This is a genomic window from Klebsiella sp. PK01 (genome assembly GCF_057624675.1).
On the sequence record NZ_JBYEZM010000001.1, the window covers coordinates 332,314 to 350,326 of the forward strand.

The following is an 18,013-nucleotide window of genomic DNA, read 5'->3' on the forward strand; positions in this document are numbered from 1 at the left end:
GGCGCCCCCTTAGTGTTTATCCAGCCATACGCCGTAAAACGACGGACGGCCTACGGCTTCAAAACGTACGCCTTTTACCCATGACGCGCCGGCAAAGACCTGCGGTTCTTCAAAGATAGGAATGATGTAGGCGTTATCCAGCAGGTAACGCTGTGCATCGCCAGTTAGCTGCAGACGCTTTTGCCCATCCACTTCGGCAGAGATTGCGGTTAACAGGGCGTTGAGCTTATCGTCACGGAAGGATTTTACTTTGTCGCTCGAACCGCCCTGTTGCAGCAAGGCATCGCGATTAGCCGGGAAGAACATACTCTTCACCACGTCCGGGTCGGCGCGACCAACTTCAGAAACGGTTAATGGCGTTTTCAGCGGGTCGAGATTATCCAGTACCCGGCTGCCGGCGTCGCCGGCTTTCACGCTTAAGGCCACGCCAACCTGACGCCACTGCTGCGCGACCAGCTGTAGCACCTCTTTGTTCTGCGGCTGCGGCAGGGATTCATAGACGGTGAGCGCCAGCCGTTGTCCCGCTTTTTGCCGGATACCATCCGCGCCCGGGATCCAGCCCGCCTCATCCAGCAGCTGTTTGGCTTTCTGCTGATCGAAGGCCAGTTTGTCGCTTAAATCGACGTATCCCGCGGCGGTGCGGGCGATGACGGAACTTGCCTGCGGATAGTTAGGTGAGAAAAGGGTTTCGACAACCTGTTTGGCGTTGGTCGCATGCAGTAGCGCCTGGCGTACCCGCAGGTCGGCAACCAGCGGATTATCAGGGCGGAAACTCAGGCTATCGTTAACGCCACGCGTCGGTGCGGCATAAATATTAAAGCCCTGGTCGGTCGCCTGTTTTTCATCATAGGCCTGCACCTGGCGAATAAACCCGGCCTGTCCCGCCAGCAGCGCGCCAATACGTACGCTATCTTCCGGCGTGACGATATAGGTAATACCGTCGAGGTTCGCCGGGCCTTGCTGAGCAAGATTTTTCGGCCCCCACTGATAATCTTTCCGCGCCACCAGGGTTAGTTCACGTCCGGGTTTTTCATCTTTTACCGTAAAGGGGCCGGAACCAATGATATGGCGGGCATCGCCCAGCGCCTCAAAGCTTCGCGCCAGGGTGCTGAGGGAAACCAGCCCGGAGCCAATCGTCGCGGTACCTTGCAGGAATCCCGGTGAGGGTTTTTTGAAGTAGAATTTGACGGTCAATGGATCGATGACTTCGCTATGATCGTAATTGTTGATCACTTCGGAAACCGGCAGACGTAGGGCTTTATTGCCCAAACCGTAAGTATCAAAATTCTTTGCGACCGCGTTGGCATCGAGTGGGGTGCCGTCAGAGAAGGTGACGCCAGGTCGCAGCTTAAAGGTATATTCGGTCTTATCGTCGTTGCTGGTCCAGCTTTCGGCGATCCACGGCTCGATAGCTAGCGTTTCCGGGTTCTGCCAGGTCAGCTTGTCGGTTATCTGATTAAGGATCCCGCCGTTAGGGTAAAAACCGCCGGCCGGCGGATAGAGATTGGTGTGTGGCTGTTGTTCCAGATAAATTAAGGTGCCGCCTTTGATCGGCGTTTGCGCGGCCGAAACTGAAAATGCGCCTGCGATAAAAAGGGCGGCAAGCGTAGGCAGGCGAAAGCGATTTTGCATGGTGAATTCCTTTGTTATCTATTGTCTTGCCATCATCGGGCGCGACGGAATACAAAGGAACCAACGATTTGCGCTAAGCATTTGCGAATTCTGACTATTCCCAACATGCGAGAATAGTCAGCAGGTTAGACTTTTTCGTCTGGCAGAGTCAGACAGAATTAACGGCGGAAATCGATAACCATGCGGCCGCGGATTTGGCCCTGTTCCATCTCCTTAAAGATGGCGTTGATATCGCCAAGCGGGCGCAGCGTGACTTTCGGCACCACTTTGCCTTCGGCGGCAAACTGGAAGGCTTCAATCAGATCCTGACGGGTACCGACCAGCGAACCCACTACTTCAATACCGTCCAGCACCAGGCGAGGGATATCCAGGCTCATCGCTTCCGGGGGTAGGCCAACGGCGACGACGCGGCCGCCGGCGCGAACCGCATCTACGGCGGAGTTAAATGCCGCTTTAGCAACGGCGGTAACCACGGCCGCGTGGGCGCCGCCGGTTTTCTCCTGAATGATTTTGGCGGCGTCTTCGTTGCGGGAATTAACCGTCAGATCGGCGCCCATCGAGGCGGCAAGCTCCAGCTGTCCATCGTTGACGTCAACGGCGATCACTTTGGCATTAAAGACGTTTTTGGCATATTGCAGCGCCAGGTTACCCAGGCCGCCGAGGCCATAAATGGCAATCCACTGGCCGGGTTTGATGTGTGAGACCTTCACCGCTTTATAGGTGGTGACGCCGGCGCAGGTGATGCTGCTGGCGGCGGCAGAATCCAGTCCATCCGGCACTTTGACCGCGTAATCAGCGGTGACGATGCACTCTTCGGCCATTCCGCCATCGACGGTATAGCCGGCATTTTTCACCGAGCGGCACAGGGTTTCGTTGCCGCTATTACAGTATTCGCAGTGGCCGCAGCCTTCGAAGAACCAGGCCACGCTCGCGCGATCGCCCGGCTTCAGCGACGTCACGCCAGGGCCGACTTTTTCCACGATGCCGATGCCCTCATGGCCGAGAATGACGCCGGTTTTATCGCCGAAATCGCCGTTTTTCACGTGCAGGTCAGTGTGGCAGACCCCGCAACATTCCATTTTCAGCAGCGCTTCGCCATGCTCCAGCGGGCGTAACTTTTTATCGGTTACATCAATCTGGTGGTCGTGGGTGACTACAGCAGCTTTCATGCGTTTCTCCTTGTTAATGATACGAAGGTGCTAACAGCGAAAATAATACTCATTAAGGATTAGATCTTATGTCGCTAATTACAAGCGGTATGGTTGGGAATGGGGGGATTTGCCGCATATTTGGCACAATATTCATCCGTTTATACCAATTTTAGGGGGCGCAACCCGAAAGGAGCTGAGTATCCAAGCCGTCATGCCACCGGGGCGCTGACGCTCCGGTGGCATAGGCATTTAACTCAGGTGGGTATTTATCTCTTCAATTTCCTGACGCCACTGCGCCTGTAGCTGCGGCTTTTGATGCTTCGGCTTACGCTGCAAATCGTCCGCCAATAGCTGTTCCAGCATCACCAGACGTTCCAGCAAATCCTCTTGCAGGTCGTCGACGGGCGGCGCCTGCGGCGGCGTTTGCGTCGCCGGGCTCTGAAGGCGCTCGTTGCTGCGCAGACGGGCGTACACCTCGTCGACGTCGTGCCACTCGCTTAACCCGTTTTCATCAATTAACCAGAAGCGGTTACAGCTCTGGCTGATGAGCTGTCGATCGTGGCTAACCAGCAGCAGCCCCCCGGGATACTCCCGCAACGTCGCCGCCAGAGCCTCTTTTCCCTCCATATCCAGATGGTTGGTGGGTTCATCGAGCAGCAGCAGGCTATAGCTCGCCAGCGACAGGCCGACAAACAGCAGCCGTGAACGTTCGCCGCCGCTGAGGGTGCTGACCTTCTGCCCGTGTCGCGCCCAGCCGAAGCCGGCGGAAATCAGCGCCCGCTTGCGCGTTTCCGGCGAAGGCTCAAAGGGCTCCAGCGCCTCCAGCAGGCTGGCCTCATCCGCCAGTTGATGCAGGGTTTGATCGTAATAACCCGGATGTAGTCGAGGATGTAAACGCAGCCCGGCTTCGCTAGCCGGTTGCTGCATTTGTCGCCATAACAGGCGCAGCAGCGACGATTTCCCACCGCCGTTGCGCCCCATTATCGCTACCCGGTCGCCGCTTTGCAGCCGCGCCAGACCGGTGGTGAACAGGGCGGGGAGACCGGGCGCCGGCGGCACGGGGAGATTTTCCATCTCCAGCAGACGGTCGGCGCGAACGGCGTCGCCATGCACCTCAAGACGCCACGGCGTGCCGGCGGTGAGTTCCGTCTGGCTATCCTTCAGGCGTGAAACCTGCTTTTCCATCTGCTTGGCTTTACGCGCCAGATCTTCGTTATCGTAAACCCGACCCCAGATGGCCAGCCGTTTGGCGCTGGCAGCGACGCGGTCGATCTCCTTTTGTTCCGCTTTGTGGCGCAGAGCATCGCTTGCATCTTGCTCCTGCAGCGCCTGACGGGCGGCGCTGCAGGGTAGTGAGAAAGCGTGCAGCGTGTTATCACGTAAAATCCAACTGGTATTAGTTACAGCATCCAGTAAGAGGTTATCGTGCGACACCACCACGAAGCTCCCCTGCCAGGTTTGCAAGAAGCTTTCCAGCCACAGCAGGGTCGGCAGATCGAGATGGTTGCCTGGCTCATCCAGCAACAGCAAATCGGGCTGTTGGATCAACGCACGGGCGAGCAACAGACGAGTATGTTGTCCGCCGCTCAGGGTGGCGGCTTGCTGTTGGGTCTGTTGAACCGTAAAACCCATTTCAGCGAGCAGTCGCTCCGCTTGCCAGCGCAGCGAATCCCGTTCGCCAGGCGCCAGTTTTTCCAGTACCACCTGCAATAGCGGTTGGCTGAGTAGGGCGTCAGGCAGATGTTGTTCCACGCGCGCCAGCAGGCAGTGATTAGCCCGCGATACGCTGCCAGAATTCGGCGTGAGAGTGCCGTCCAGCACCTGCAATAGCGTGCTTTTCCCGCAACCGTTATAGCCAATCAGGCCAATGCGATCGCCTTTTTTCAGGGTAAAGGAGAGGTCGTTGAAAAGTGGGCCAAAGGCCGTATCAACGTGGAGAGATTGTGCGCTTAAAAGTGTGCTCATTGTGAACTTACTCAAGAGTTACAGGCATGAGAATGCCTCGTCAAACATCGCTGACGATAACCCGGTAAGCCCGAGGAAGGGATTTAGTCGTTGGCTTCTTCGCTCAAGCTAAAGTTATCGCAGCACGATACCGATAACGCTTGAGCTGGTGCGATCGCCAAATGTATGTGAAACATTAAACAGTTCACAGTACAGCATGGGGATCCTCCTTATTTTTTCAGTAGGTTGATGGATGCAGGGAGTGTAGTGGCTAAATTGTCTTTTGACCAGATACCAGCATTGAGGATCGCGCCGCCGGTCTTATCGGCGGCGGGTATGACGATTAGGCCGGGGCCACGGTGAGTAGTAGGTTGGCAAAACGACGCTGTTCGCCGGAAGCGATGACCAATTGGGTCAATGGCAGCCGGGACTTTGTGTAGAAAGCTTCGCGTTCGACATATTCAAGCGGGCAGTTTGTCGGTAGAAGCTCCCGGTATTCACTGGCAATGGTGTTAGTGAATTCCGCTGGTGATGCCATCAGCGTCGCGTGTTCGACATTAACGCAGGTAAGCAGTTTTTCGACGATATAAGTTGCCGGTACCATGCCTGGCGCGAGGTTGAGCTGAATCAACGTGGCATCGGCATTGGCATTAACGCGACAGGCAAAATTGCTATCCGCGATGAGAATTTGTGATTTATGGCCGCAGCACGCCAGAGCAGCCAGCAGTTGTGGATGGATAATTTCGAATTTGATCATCAGGTACTCCCTGGCGGGCGGCGATTTCTGGCCGCCCGGTTTGCATTACATGCGATAAATTCCGCCGTTAATATCGATAGTGGCGCCGGAGATAAATCCGTCATACTCGCCGGCAAGGAAAGTGATGGCGCGGGCGACGTCATCGGGCGTTCCCGCGCGCTGAAGCGGAATTTGCCGGATGGTTTCGTCAGCCGAAGCCTGTGTGGTGTGGCGGTTATGAAAACGGGTGCCGAGAATAAGCCCCGGCGCAACCGCATTGACGCGCACGCCGTGCTCGCCCAGTTCAGCCGCCAGCGAGCGTGTCCAGGTCAGGATGGCCCCTTTTGTGGTTGAATAGGCGAGAGAACCGGCATGCCCCCCGGAGCGCCCCGCCAGCGAGGCGAGGTTAATGATGCTGGCGCCATCCGTTGCCGATTTAAGCCAGGGAAGCGCCGCCTGGGTGACGTTAAGCATGGTGGTCATATTGACGTCTAACACCGTTTGCCAGAACTGACGGTCAATTTCGCCAAGCCACTTACGCCCGACGATACCGCCGACGTTATTCACCAGGATATCGATACCGCCGAGGAATTCCGCGGCGGCCTGCACGCAGGCGGTCGCGTCCTCAGTGTCAATCAAGTCCGCATAGCGCCAGGCCGCTTTTTGCCCTCGCGCGCTGGCGATAGCCGCCAACTTTTGCGGGCCTTCTTCGCCGCTGTGGTAGTGCAAAAAGACATCGCATCCCGCCAGAATCAGTTTTTCCGCCGTAGCCCAGCCGATACCTTGTTCAGAGCCGGTGATAAATGCTTTTTTTCCAATAAGAGTTCCCATGATGTTTCCTTAAATTTTCAGGATTGAATGACGCCTTCGCGCTGTCTGGCGCAGTAGAAAATGCAAATCAGGCCGGTGATCAGCAGGCACATGGCGAGGAATATCAGGCCCGGCGTGCTGCTGTGGCTGAAGTCGTTAAGGAGGCCGACCACGTAAGGGGCGACGAAGCCGCCCAGGTTGCCGATGCAGCTCACCACGGCGAGACCCGCGGCCGTCGCTGCGCCTGCCGAGACGTTGGCAGGCATCGATAAGAAACACGGTACCGCGGTATAGATACCAATGGCGGCAATGGTCAGGAATGAGAGTGAAATCGCGACGTTGAACTTAAAGAACACCACCGCGCCGGCGAGCCCTAATGCGGCGACGACCATACTGATACCGGCAAAAACGGCGATTTTGCGTGTTTTACTGGCCAGCATACTCCATGGATAAACCAGTAGCGCCGCCAGGCCGTAGGGGATAAGGGCAATCAGGCTTACGCGAAGAATATCATCGCCGGAAATAGCGGTAATAATCGACGGTAGCCACATCCCGAAACCGTAAATTCCACACACCATCCCGAAATTCAGCAGCGCATAAAGCAGGTATTTGGGATTTTTAATACCGCTGGCGAACTCAGCCAGCGAGACTTTACTCCCTGATTTTGAACGGTTCGTACTACTCATTAACCACGCCTTTTCTTCAGCGTTGAGATAGCCGACTTCTTGCGGTGAATTCTTAATAATAAAAGGGATGAACAGGCCGATAATGATCGGCGGAATACCTTCGAGGATAAATAACCACTGCCAGGATTCAAGGCCAAACCAGCCGTTATCGATATGCAGAATTAAGCCTGAAATCGGTGAACCCACGGCGTTGGATAGCGGCTGGACAATAATGAACATGCCGAGAATTTTGGTCCGCCAGGCTGGCGGAAAAAAGATCGTGAAGTAGTACACCACTGAAGGGAAGAAACCGGCTTCGCACACGCCAAGCATAAAACGACAGATATAGAGTTCGGTCGGCGTTCTGACGAACCCCATCAAAGTGGCAAATATTCCCCAGGTGATCAGAATACGCGCGAACCACAGCCGCGGACCGAACTTAATCGTGCCGGCGTTGCTGGGAATTTCAAACATAAAATAACCGATGAAAAATATTCCCGAAGCAAAGCCAAAGGCGGTGGCCGTCAGGCCAAGGCTATCTTCCAGCGCCATTGCGGCGTAGGCCATATTATTACGGTCAAGAAAAGCCAGAAAATAAAGCAATATCATTAATGGAACAATATGCCATGTCAATTTCTTAATGGCGCTCTTTTCTATATCTTGCGCAGATTGTAGGTTCATCATTATTTCCGGTTATACTCGTTAAAGTACAAAAGAATGGGATGGAAATCCCGACATTAATATGCGTTTTGAATGTAATAGGGTATAGGTCTCCCTGCAGATAATAACTATTATCTGCACCATGCTATTTATTTATAAAAACAACTAGGGTTGCTTTATTTTTACCGACTGACGCTGTATCACTTCCGGTGCAAAGATAAATTCGTCGGTTTGTAATCCCGGCTCAGCAATTCTCTGGATAAGCCGCTCAACCATCATCGACGCCATTGCCGAAAGCGGGGCCATTACCGAGGTGAGGCCCGGTGACGATAACGCCGACAGGGAGATGTTATCGATGCCAATCACCGAAATATCTTCCGCTATTTTCAGGCCCTGCGCGCGTAGCCCAACCATCAGGCCGATGGCTAAAGCATCGTTAATCGCTACCACGCCATCCACTCGCGGCGTTAAGGCGCTAATTTTTTGCGCCAGGCTTACGCCCAGTTCGAACATCTCGGCGTCGCCGAATTCCCGATTGCCTTTGCCTTCTATCACCACGCCTCTGGCCGCTGTACCGCTTTGGGAAAGCGCGGACTGAAAGCCGAGGATTTTATGGCTGCGTCCCAGCGTTAACCCGCTTTCGGTGGCAAAGACGATATTACGGCAACCGTTGTCCAGCAGATGTTGCGCCGCCAGACGTCCCGCTTCAACGTTGTCCATTGAGACACTATCGAAGTAGCGCGCCCGAGGCGGGACGCTTTCGGCCAGCCGATTGTCATAGCTAATAATGGTCATGCCTTGTTCGGCTGCACGTACAAAGTGGGTTTTGCGTACGTCGCTGGCGGCGACGATCAATCCGCGTACGCCATGCAAAAACATATCCGCGATAAATGCCGACTCCTCGGCGGCATCGCGGCAGCAAATGCCTAATAAAAGGCGATGGCGAAAAGCGCGCGCGGCAGTATCCAGTTCATGTGCCAGCGCTGAAAAGCTCGGATTGACGATAGACGGTACCATCAGGCCGAGCATTTTGGTTGCTGAATCGGCGACCGGCGGGGCGCAACGCGGCGGGCGGTAATTTAACTCAGCCATCGTTTTGACTATCCGCTGTCGGGTCTCTTCGCGCATCTGCTGTGTGCGATTATTAAGTACGTTGGACACGCTACTAATTGACACCCCGGCCCGACGGGCGACATCACGAATATTCGCCATACCTAAACCTTCTGTTTTTGCTGCGCGCTTATTTCAGCACCGTGTTATCTGACTGCTAATTTATCGGCGACCGGGTAAGCGGGCAAGACCTTTACTCGCGGATGAGCGAGTTAATAAAGCATATGTGAAGCCACTCGTAAGGATGGACGGGTGTTTAGTAAACAGGGCGATAAATATTGCAATAAAGTGGAGCAGACAGGTACGGGTTTATTGCCGATGACGGCAGTTTGAGATGTCGCACGGAACAAAGGGGCTTGCTGAGGCTGCAACCAGGGCAGGAGTGACCTGTTTGCACTCCTGCCAGCTAACTTAACGGGTAGTTTGCTATTAACTCGTCTGTGATAGTGAAGTCGCGTTTACCAGTAATAGTGGCATTGCGCGCCAGCCAGACTGTTTATGTCGGTTTTCGTCGTATTTTACTCATCGTTCTTTTTTTGCGACGCTGACGGGGGATTTTGAGTGGCAATCCGCTGGGCACTGTAGAGTGTTTCTTTAGAGAGTCCTTCAATATCCGTAATTTGTCTACAGTTCGCGGCCATTACCTGCGGATCATCGTCCGGGTACCAGCTTTCATTGAAGCCCAGAGTTGAAAAACTTGAATATTGTTGGACTTTGCAGCGCCAGGCGCTTTTAATATTATATTTACTAAAATCCCAACTGGAGTCTTTAGTCTCGACAAATGTTTCGTATTTAATTGTGTTATTAAGATAAATACGGGTTATTCTTTCTCGCCAGAATATAGAAGTATGATAACTATTGTGGCGACTGTACTGAATGCTCAAGTCTTCGCCCGGTGTCACTTCTGGATGCAGAAAAACAAAGATGCCTGCGCAGAGAAACAAAATTGCAGGGATGATAGGGTGGTGCAGAAGGTGAAAATTGATTTTTCGAACAAGCAAAAGCCATATTAGAGGGGCGATAAAAATATAAAGCAACGCAAAAAAGAATTTACTGGGTGAATATATAATAAGACCAACGAGAGTACCGGTTGCGGTTTTTTCTGGGTCGGCATCGGGTATGATGCGCCACATATCGCCACTAAAGAGAGAGAGACCCGCGAAGATAGCAGTAAGACCTATCAGGATTAATACGACGCGGATGATTGTCTGTGTGTTTTTGTTTTCTTTGAAAGTCACATTTTCCACTTTGCATTCCTTTGTTTGATGTGGGGTTGGAAAATGTTGCATGGGTAAGGAAAAGTAGCAAGTGTTTTTATTTATATATTGGCGTAAGAAATATCAGGAGGGAAAATATAAAGAAGCGGCAGGCGGATTGGACAAAAAATAACCGGGCCCGATATTTGGCCCGGTTAGAGATAACGTATTAAATTGAGGTTCGGCGATAGTTGCGATATTCCGGTTGCCAGAAATTATCGCTAATGGCCTGAAGCAGCGCCTCGGCCGATGTTTTCACCGCCACGCCCTGTTCCTGAGCCACTTTACCGACAGCGAATGCAATAGCGCGCGACACGGCCTGAATATCTTTCAGTTCCGGCAGTACCGGGCCTTCGCCGTTATTCACCAGCGGCGAGTGGTTGGCTAAGGTTTCGCTTGCCGCCATCAGCATCTCGTCGGTGACGCGCGATGCCCCCGCGGCGATAACGCCAAGGCCGATACCCGGGAAGATATAGGAGTTATTACACTGCGCGATGGCGTACTGCTTGCCTTTAACCGTCACCGGGGTGAACGGACTGCCGGTGGCCACCAGCGCTTCGCCGTCGGTCCAGGTCAGGATGTTCTGCGGTGTGGCTTCAACGCGGGAGGTCGGGTTCGACAGCGGCATGACGATCGGGCGCGGACAATGCTTGTGCATTTCACGAATAATTTCTTCCGTGAACAGCCCCGGCTGGCCGGAGACGCCGATCAGAATATTCGGCTTCACGTTACGCACCACGTCAAGCAGCGAGAGCGCTTCGTTGGTCGTATCCCAACCTTGCAGGTTTTCGCGCTTCTGCACCAGCTTGCTCTGGAACGACAGCAGATTCGGCATGCCGTCGGTCAACAGGCCAAAGCGGTCCACCATAAATACGCGCTGGCGGGCTTCCTCTTCGCTTAGCCCTTCGCGCATGATTTGCGCGATGATCTGTTCAGCAATACCGCAACCGGCGGAGCCCGCGCCGAGGAAGACAATTTTTTGCTCGCTGAGCTGGCTGCCCGCGCCACGGCTGGCGGCGATCAATGTGCCGACGGTGACCGCCGCGGTGCCCTGAATATCATCGTTAAACGAGCAAATCTCGTTACGATAGCGGTTAAGCAGCGGCATGGCGTTTTTCTGCGCGAAATCTTCAAACTGCAGCAGCACGTCCGGCCAACGATTTTTGATGGCCTGGATAACGTCATCAACGAATTGATAATACTCATCGTCGGTCACGCGCGGGTGACGCCAGCCCATATACAGCGGGTCGTCGAGCAGTTGTTGGTTGTTGGTGCCGACATCCAGCACGATAGGCAGGGTGTAGGCCGGGCTGATACCGCCGCAGGTGGTATAGAGCGACAGCTTACCGATAGGGATGCCCATCCCGCCGATACCCTGGTCGCCGAGACCGAGGATACGCTCGCCGTCGGTCACCACGATCACTTTGACGTTATGGTTCGGTACGTTTTGCAGGATATCGTCGAGGTTGTGGCGATTCTGGTAGGAGATGAACACGCCGCGCGCGCGACGGTAGATTTCCGAGAAACGCTCGCAGGCGGCGCCGACGGTGGGGGTATAGATAACCGGCATCATCTCATCGAGATGGTTGCCAATCAGGCGATAAAACAGGGTTTCGTTGGTATCCTGGATGTTGCGCAGATAAATGTGCTTATCGATCTCGGTTTTAAATCCCTGATACTGGATCCACGCGCGTTCAGCTTGTTCTTCGATGGTTTCGACCACTTCCGGCAGCAGGCCCAGCAGGTTGAAGCTGCTACGCTCTTCCATGCTGAAGGCGCTTCCTTTGTTGAGTAACGGAAACTCAAGCAGAACCGGGCCAGCGTAGGGGATATAAAGAGAACGGTTTTTTTTATAGATGAATTGCATCGCACTAACTCCTTGATGTTCACTTCAGACCCGGGCGCGGCGATAAGCGATCGGGCTGGCAGGAAATGCAGCGGGCAGAGTATAGAGCAGATGGTAACAAAAGAAGGATGCGAAGCGTGGGATTGTCTTAAAAAAACACCATCCTGTTTAGCGGATGGTGTTTTTATCATCACTCAGCTGGAAAATTAACCACCGCGGCGTTTGCGGCCCGTAGCATGGATATGGTTAACGGTAGTTTCTTCGTCGCCTTCCAGCACCACTTTTTTCTGGCGTGAAAGCTTGTAGTTCAGACCGAGAAGATGACGTGCCTGATGGTTCGATTTCATTCTTACTCCTTAATCCTGTTCTGGTTTCAAGGACAAGCCCGACGCAAGCCGGACGAAACGTAACCCTAAGTACGCCGCGCTTTTTAACGCGACGGGATTATCGTGGTCCATTTTTTTGCGAATAGCAACCTTGCGTCGGCAGATTAAGAGCGTTCTCGATTCAGGCGCGGGCGATTACCACTTCATTTCGCCGGTGTTCACTTTCGCGCTCAACTCCAGCGAACTTTCTTCAGCGAGACCCGGATATTGCGCCTGCATGGCTTTGATGACGCTGGCGGAATCTTTATGCGCTTTCAGCGCCTGCTCGAATTTCTCCAGATAGTCGCGGGTAAAGACGATAGCCTTGTCGCCCGCCGGCGGCGTGCCGAGGTAGTGGCCCGGGATCACCTGTTGCGGATGCAGCGCGGCCATATCGTTAAGGGTCTGGCGCCACTGCTGACGGCTCGCCGCGCTTTGGGTATCGGCGGTCCAGACGTGCATGCCCCAGGCGACGCCGGTGCCGCCAAGAATCGCTTTATTCGCCGGGATCCAGACGAATGCGCCGTAGTTCTGCGGCTGACGAATTTCCACTTTCTCGCCGTCGATGGTGAAACTATCTGCGGCTAACACCTGTGGAACATAGACCTGCTTCGGCGCGCCGTCTTTCATCTGCGGGCCCCAGTAAGCCAGCTTCGCCGCTTTGGTCTCTTCAATATGCTTAACCACTTGAGGGGTCGCCACCACTTTGGCCTGCGGGAAGGCTTTCACCAGCGGCTCGAGGCCAAAATAGAAATCCGGATCGCCGGAGGTGATCACAATGTGCGTGAGCTTCTTACCGCTTTTGTTGATCATCTCAACCAGCTTTTCGCCATCTTTAACGCTGAACTGGGCGTCAAAAAGCACCGCCTCGTGCGGGCCGGAGGCCAGCGTGGAGTTCACCGCGAAGATCGCGTTCTCCTGCGGGTTGTAGGTTTGCAGGGTCAACGGCGCGGCAAAAGTGGTGGTGCTGAACAGGGCGGTGGCGATGGCCAGGGCAGATACTTTCATGTTGGTTTTCTCTCTTTCAGGTGAATAGGTTTATTTTACGTCATTCTTGATTTGCGAAAATTCCTGAAAAAAGAGATGCTGAGTTTCATAAAACGTGCAGATGGATACGGATATGGATCGAGTGATCGCCGCCCAGGTATATATGCGGATATGCGAGCTGGGCAGTTTGAGCGCGGCGGCCAGGGCGCTTGGTATGTCGCGGCCGATGGTGAGTCGCTATCTGGAGCAGATGGAACACTGGGCCGGAACCCGGCTCATTCATCGTTCGACACGCAAACTGACTTTAACCAGCGCTGGCGAAAAGGTATTACAGAAAACGCGTAGCCTCACGCAATTGGCGGATGAGATCGCGGGGCAGACGGAACGCGCGGTGCCGAGCGGCACGCTGCGGGTCGCCTGCGCGCACTTTACCGCCATGCAGTTGCTCTCACCGCTGCTACCGGAGTTTTTGGCCCGCTACCCGCAACTGCGTCTCGAACTGGATATCAATAACCATCCGGTGAGTCTGATTGGCGAGCGTATCGATGTCGCCATCCGGATCACCGATAATCCGGAGCCGGGGGCGATAGCGCGGCGGCTTGGCATTTGCCGCTCGGTACTCTGCGCCTCGCCGAGGTGGCTACAGCAGCATGGCCAGATAAATTCGCCGGAGGAGCTTAGTCAACATAACTGTCTGCACTATAGCCATTTCGCCACCCCGACATGGCAGTTTACCGATCCGCAGGGTGAACCCGTGTCGGTGGCCGTCTCCGGCAATCTGAGCGCCGGGATCTCCTCTCTGCTGATGGAAGCGGCGGTTGCCGGATGCGGCATCGCCATGCTGCCGGAACTGGAAGCCCGGCGCGCGCTAAACAGCGGCGCGCTAAAGCAGGTGCTGACTGGATATACGCCAAAATCCCTGGCCGTCTATGGCATCTATCTGTCACGGGATTATCAGCCCAGCGCGCTGCCGTTGTTTCTGGAGGCCATTCAGCAACAGTTGGCTCAGGTCAGCTAGAGCTGTCTATACTTACTCCTTTAACGTCAAAAAGGAGTGAAACGATGGCAATTCATAAGAAAGGTCAGGCGCATTGGGAAGGGGATCTGAAAAGCGGTAAAGGCACCGTCTCGACGGAAAGCGGCGCGCTGAACCAACAACCTTATGGTTTTAATACCCGCTTTGAAGGTGTTAAAGGGACTAACCCGGAAGAGCTTATCGGCGCGGCCCATGCCGCCTGCTTCTCAATGGCGCTGTCATTAATGCTCAGCGAAGAGGGCTATACGGCGACCTCTATTGATACCGTTGCGGTGGTTACGCTGGATAAGAGCGGCGGCGGTTTCGCCATCACCAAGATTGCGCTGCAGAGCAATATTGTCCTGCCGGGTATCGACAAAGCGGCCTTTGATCCGATTATCCAGAAAGCCAAAGCCGGCTGCCCGGTTTCGCAGGTCCTGAAAGCCGACATCTCCCTCGATTATCAGCTCAACGCTTGATCCGTGGCGTGCCCGCGGGGACGCGGGCGCGTTGGCGTTTAAAGTCACCGTCGGCAAATGCCTGCCGCCGCGAATGGTGTTATGTTGGTGGCGTTACGGATAGCGACGGGCAACGCAATGACCAGCATACGCGGCATGATTGAATCACAGGTCCTGGGTTTAACCGGGATGGCGTTAAAAGAGATTGATTTTGAAAACCCGAAGGGCGAGCCAGGCTTATTTGGCCCGCAGTCGGCTATCTGGCAGGTACACGGCGACTTTACCTCAATGCTCTGCGGCGGCATTAGCGCGCTATTATTGCAGATGCTACATCCGCTGGCGCTGGCCGGTGTGTGGGATCATTCGCGTTTTCGCGAGGATATCTTTGGCCGTCTGCGCCGCACCAGTCAATTTATCTCAGCCACCACGTTTGGCGCTACCGCAGATGCCGAAAGATTAATCGCCAAAGTGCAGGGGATCCATCAGCGCATCAGCGGCGTTGCGCCGGACGGCACACCCTATCGCGCCAGCGATCCGGCGCTCTTAACCTGGGTTCACGTGGCCGAGTGCAGCAGCTTTATGGCCTCTCATCTGCGTTATAAGCGCACCATCGTTACTGCCGCGCGTCAGGAGCAATACTACCGCGAAGCGGCGGAGGTCGCCCGTCGGCTTGGCGCCGAAGACATCCCCGAAACGCCACGTCAGGTGGCGGAGTATTTGCAGGATATGCGCCCACAGTTACGTTGTGATGAGCGAACGCAAGAAGTGGCGCAGGTGCTGCTCAACACCCGTCTGCCGGGCCGTCTAAGCCAGCCGGTAGGGCGCTGGATGATGGTCGCCGGAATCGATCTGCTCCCCGATTGGGCGCAGCAGATGCTGGCTATCCCCATCAATCCGCTGCAGCGGCGAACCGCCAGAGTGGCGGTCAATGGCGTAGCGCGGGTGCTCCGCGCCTCGGTGCGAAATGGGGCTTATCATTGCGCTATGCGTCGAATGGCAACGTCATAAAATAAAAAAATAGCCGCTCAATGTCGGCTATTTTTAAAGCGCAATAATTCGCATTTATATATTATAACTCAGGCTATTTATTTTAAATTTATTATCAACAAGCCATTAATATTGAATATCGCTGATTCATATCAGGCTATCATCCATACTTTATTCGGGAGGGATGATGGAAAATAAAAATCAACAGAATGATAATAAATATCATCAGCGTTCACAGGCCGCGCGAAAAAGCACCCTGGTCAGCGTCGTGGTTAATCTGTTTTTATCGACCGGGCAAATTATCGCTGGCCTGTTTTCAGGATCGCAAGGGCTTATTGCCGATGGCATCCACTCTCTTTCCGATTTAATTGCTGATTTTGTGGTTCTGATTGCCAATAAGAAAAGCCGTAAACCTTCAGACAGCGATCATCATTATGGCCACTGGCGCTACGAAAATGGCGCGTCGCTGATATTGGGCGCGATTTTAATGGTTGTCGGCGTCGGTATGTTGTGGTCGGCGGTGAATAAACTACTCCATCCGGAAACCATTCAATCCGTGCATATTACGGCACTTTGGGTGGCCCTGACGGCGCTGATCGCAAAAGAGACGCTGTTCCGTTACATGCTGGCGGTAGCAAAGCGCATTCAATCGTCATTATTAATTGCGAACGCCTGGCATGCGCGCTCGGATGCGGCATCGTCGGTAGTGGTGGCGGTGGGGATCGTGGGTAACCTCGCCGGTATTGCCTGGTTGGATCCCGTGGCGGCATTGTTAGTAGGGGTATTGATTACACGAATGGGTTACACTTTTGCCGGCGATGCTTTACATGATTTAATGGATCGCTCGGTCGACGCGCAAACCCAGAATGCGATACGCGACACCATCGCCGCAACCGGCGGCGTAGTGGGTTTACATGATCTAAAAACTCGTAAGGCGGGCGACCTGATCCTCGTCGATGTCCATATTGAAGTTCCGGGCGAGCTGTCGGTTCGTGCAGGCCATGCTATCGCGCTGGCGGTGCGGGAAAATGTGCTCGCGCGCCATGAGGTGCTACAGGTGATGATTCACATTGATCCATACGAAGCGCCCGGCGGCGAACTGGCTCACGCGTAAACAACTTTCGACTCCTGCCTGCAGGAGCCAACGCTACCTTGCCGTTAATTGGCAATAACAGAGGATGATATGAAAATTAACGAACCTCAGGCGATTACTTTACCGCTGCCGCGAACGGCGATATTCATCGTCGCGACCGTAGCGCGCAGCGCTGAGAGCCTGAGCCGCGTGCGCGACTGGTGCGATGATTTTGCCGCGGTGGTGCGTTCCGTTGGTACCCGCATGCCGGAGGCAGGGATTTCCTGCATCTGCGGATTTGGCGCTGAGATCTGGCCGCAGTTGTTTGGTCAACCCACCCCGCAGCAGCTACATCCTTTCCGCCGCGTGGGCAGCGGAGAGCGCGTGGCGGTCTCTACGCCTGGCGATCTGCTGCTGCATATCCGTTCCGATGATATGGGGCTTAGCTTCGAGCTGGCGACGCAGTTGATGGATAAACTGGGTGACGCGGTGACGGTTGTCGATGAAGTTCACGGCTTCCGCTATTTCGACCGTCGGGCGATGATTGGCTTCGTTGACGGCAGTGAAAACCCGCAGGGGCGCGCGGCGGCGGATTTCACCATTATCGGCGAAGAAGACCCGGATTTCGCCGGAGGTAGCTACGTGATTGTGCAGAAATATCTGCACGATATGGCGGGCTGGAATGCGCTAACCGTCGAACAGCAGGAGCGTATTATCGGGCGTAAAAAAATGACCAACATCGAACTGGATGCCGACGTCAAACCAAGCTGTTCGCACAGTTCGCTGACCACGCTTGAAGAGAACGGCGAGGAGATTAAAATCCTGCGCGACAACATGCCGTTCGGCAAACCCGGGATGGGCGAGTTTGGTACCTATTTTATCGGTTATGCGCGCAGCCCGGCGCCCATCGAACAGATGCTGGAAAACATGTTCGTCGGTCGCCCGGCCGGTAATTACGATCGACTGCTCGATTACAGCCGCCCGGTTACCGGCAGTCTGTTCTTTGTACCTTCCGCGACGTTACTTGAAGAATTATCCAGCCGTCAGGCTGAATAACCCTGCATAATATCGGCCATTACGCCGCTACAGATGGTTTATTTCTCCGGCCTGCTTTGCAGGCCGTATATTGCGTGGAAAATAAAAAGAGCCCATAATTAAAACACCATTAATTCATCGCTAATTAATGGCGGTTATCAACGCGATGTCGTGTTTGTGTACAATAAAATTAACCAATGGCTTAATAGATAATATCTATACCCTAAATAATTCGAGTTGCAGGAAGGCGGCGACGCAGGGAATCCCCAGGAGCTTACTCCAGT

16 protein-coding genes are annotated in these 18,013 nt (G+C 54.3%); 5 read left to right on the top strand and 11 right to left on the bottom strand.

The annotated features are described in order from the left end of the window. Positions 1 to 9: 9 nt before the first annotated feature. From AC22LX_RS01575 to AC22LX_RS01625, 11 genes are all read right to left on the bottom strand, one after another. Positions 10 to 1,632, bottom strand: coding sequence for a TIGR04028 family ABC transporter substrate-binding protein (locus tag AC22LX_RS01575; RefSeq protein ID WP_487333688.1), 1,623 nt, complete (start codon positions 1,630 to 1,632; stop codon positions 10 to 12). A gap of 158 nt (positions 1,633 to 1,790) precedes the next feature. Beyond that, positions 1,791 to 2,801: an alcohol dehydrogenase AdhP gene (adhP, locus tag AC22LX_RS01580; RefSeq protein WP_015366486.1), complete on the bottom strand. Its 1,011-nt coding sequence runs from the start codon at positions 2,799 to 2,801 to the stop codon at positions 1,791 to 1,793. 231 nt (positions 2,802 to 3,032) lie between these two features. Then, positions 3,033 to 4,748 carry an ABC-F family ATP-binding cassette domain-containing protein gene (locus AC22LX_RS01585; protein WP_487333689.1) on the bottom strand — a complete coding sequence of 572 codons (1,716 nt, stop codon included), beginning with the start codon at positions 4,746 to 4,748 and terminating at the stop codon, positions 3,033 to 3,035. Positions 4,749 to 5,070: 322 nt separating this feature from the next. Then, complete coding sequence (locus AC22LX_RS01590) at positions 5,071 to 5,484, bottom strand: RbsD/FucU domain-containing protein (RefSeq protein ID WP_032714566.1); 414 nt, start codon at positions 5,482 to 5,484, stop codon at positions 5,071 to 5,073. Positions 5,485 to 5,529: 45 nt separating this feature from the next. Next, a complete protein-coding gene (locus AC22LX_RS01595) occupies positions 5,530 to 6,294 on the bottom strand; it encodes an SDR family NAD(P)-dependent oxidoreductase (protein ID WP_015705502.1) in 765 nt (254 codons plus the stop codon). Between the two features lie 17 nt (positions 6,295 to 6,311). After that, positions 6,312 to 7,619: an MFS transporter gene (locus AC22LX_RS01600; protein ID WP_032711697.1), complete on the bottom strand. Its 1,308-nt coding sequence runs from the start codon at positions 7,617 to 7,619 to the stop codon at positions 6,312 to 6,314. A 144-nt stretch (positions 7,620 to 7,763) separates the two neighbouring features. Continuing rightward, the gene (locus AC22LX_RS01605; protein ID WP_487333690.1) at positions 7,764 to 8,810 is read right to left on the bottom strand and encodes a LacI family DNA-binding transcriptional regulator; all 1,047 of its coding nucleotides are present in this window, start codon (positions 8,808 to 8,810) and stop codon (positions 7,764 to 7,766) included. Between the two features lie 416 nt (positions 8,811 to 9,226). Beyond that, positions 9,227 to 9,955: a glycosyl transferase gene (locus AC22LX_RS01610; protein WP_487333691.1), complete on the bottom strand. Its 729-nt coding sequence runs from the start codon at positions 9,953 to 9,955 to the stop codon at positions 9,227 to 9,229. Between the two features lie 178 nt (positions 9,956 to 10,133). Continuing rightward, entirely contained in the window at positions 10,134 to 11,831 is a 1,698-nt protein-coding gene (locus tag AC22LX_RS01615; protein WP_015366493.1) for an NAD-dependent malic enzyme, read from the bottom strand. Between the two features lie 185 nt (positions 11,832 to 12,016). After that, positions 12,017 to 12,157 (bottom strand): stationary-phase-induced ribosome-associated protein, encoded by a 141-nt coding sequence (gene sra / locus AC22LX_RS01620; RefSeq protein WP_015366494.1) that lies wholly within the window; start codon positions 12,155 to 12,157, stop codon positions 12,017 to 12,019. A gap of 174 nt (positions 12,158 to 12,331) precedes the next feature. Beyond that, on the bottom strand, positions 12,332 to 13,183 hold the full coding sequence (locus AC22LX_RS01625; RefSeq protein ID WP_047048579.1) for a Vmh family MBL fold metallo-hydrolase: 852 nt from the start codon (positions 13,181 to 13,183) through the stop codon (positions 12,332 to 12,334). Positions 13,184 to 13,295: 112 nt separating this feature from the next. Here AC22LX_RS01625 and AC22LX_RS01630 point away from each other — a divergent pair, with 112 nt between their 5' ends. The 5 genes from AC22LX_RS01630 (at position 13,296) to AC22LX_RS01650 (ending at position 17,750) form a co-directional block, all read left to right on the top strand. Next, the gene (locus AC22LX_RS01630) at positions 13,296 to 14,180 is read left to right on the top strand and encodes a LysR family transcriptional regulator (RefSeq protein ID WP_045394185.1); all 885 of its coding nucleotides are present in this window, start codon (positions 13,296 to 13,298) and stop codon (positions 14,178 to 14,180) included. Positions 14,181 to 14,224: 44 nt separating this feature from the next. Beyond that, positions 14,225 to 14,656, top strand: coding sequence for an OsmC family protein (locus AC22LX_RS01635; protein WP_015366497.1), 432 nt, complete (start codon positions 14,225 to 14,227; stop codon positions 14,654 to 14,656). Between the two features lie 117 nt (positions 14,657 to 14,773). Continuing rightward, complete coding sequence (locus AC22LX_RS01640) at positions 14,774 to 15,643, top strand: oxygenase MpaB family protein (protein WP_063415540.1); 870 nt, start codon at positions 14,774 to 14,776, stop codon at positions 15,641 to 15,643. Between the two features lie 166 nt (positions 15,644 to 15,809). Next, a complete protein-coding gene (locus tag AC22LX_RS01645) occupies positions 15,810 to 16,736 on the top strand; it encodes a cation diffusion facilitator family transporter (RefSeq protein ID WP_487333692.1) in 927 nt (308 codons plus the stop codon). A gap of 69 nt (positions 16,737 to 16,805) precedes the next feature. Further along, positions 16,806 to 17,750, top strand: coding sequence for a Dyp-type peroxidase (locus tag AC22LX_RS01650; RefSeq protein WP_045394192.1), 945 nt, complete (start codon positions 16,806 to 16,808; stop codon positions 17,748 to 17,750). Positions 17,751 to 18,013: the final 263 nt, after the last annotated feature.

Coding starts and splice junctions, on each gene's coding strand:
- sra (WP_015366494.1), bottom strand. CDS start 12,157: ATGAAATCGAACCATCAGGCACGTCATCTTCTCGGTCTGAACTACAAG.
- AC22LX_RS01625 (WP_047048579.1), bottom strand. CDS start 13,183: ATGAAAGTATCTGCCCTGGCCATCGCCACCGCCCTGTTCAGCACCACC.
- AC22LX_RS01575 (WP_487333688.1), bottom strand. CDS start 1,632: ATGCAAAATCGCTTTCGCCTGCCTACGCTTGCCGCCCTTTTTATCGCA.
- AC22LX_RS01600 (WP_032711697.1), bottom strand. CDS start 7,619: ATGAACCTACAATCTGCGCAAGATATAGAAAAGAGCGCCATTAAGAAA.
- AC22LX_RS01640 (WP_063415540.1), top strand. CDS start 14,774: ATGACCAGCATACGCGGCATGATTGAATCACAGGTCCTGGGTTTAACC.
- AC22LX_RS01635 (WP_015366497.1), top strand. CDS start 14,225: ATGGCAATTCATAAGAAAGGTCAGGCGCATTGGGAAGGGGATCTGAAA.
- AC22LX_RS01645 (WP_487333692.1), top strand. CDS start 15,810: ATGGAAAATAAAAATCAACAGAATGATAATAAATATCATCAGCGTTCA.
- AC22LX_RS01605 (WP_487333690.1), bottom strand. CDS start 8,810: ATGGCGAATATTCGTGATGTCGCCCGTCGGGCCGGGGTGTCAATTAGT.
- AC22LX_RS01585 (WP_487333689.1), bottom strand. CDS start 4,748: ATGAGCACACTTTTAAGCGCACAATCTCTCCACGTTGATACGGCCTTT.
- AC22LX_RS01595 (WP_015705502.1), bottom strand. CDS start 6,294: ATGGGAACTCTTATTGGAAAAAAAGCATTTATCACCGGCTCTGAACAA.
- AC22LX_RS01650 (WP_045394192.1), top strand. CDS start 16,806: ATGAAAATTAACGAACCTCAGGCGATTACTTTACCGCTGCCGCGAACG.
- adhP (WP_015366486.1), bottom strand. CDS start 2,801: ATGAAAGCTGCTGTAGTCACCCACGACCACCAGATTGATGTAACCGAT.
- AC22LX_RS01630 (WP_045394185.1), top strand. CDS start 13,296: ATGGATCGAGTGATCGCCGCCCAGGTATATATGCGGATATGCGAGCTG.
- AC22LX_RS01615 (WP_015366493.1), bottom strand. CDS start 11,831: ATGCAATTCATCTATAAAAAAAACCGTTCTCTTTATATCCCCTACGCT.
- AC22LX_RS01590 (WP_032714566.1), bottom strand. CDS start 5,484: ATGATCAAATTCGAAATTATCCATCCACAACTGCTGGCTGCTCTGGCG.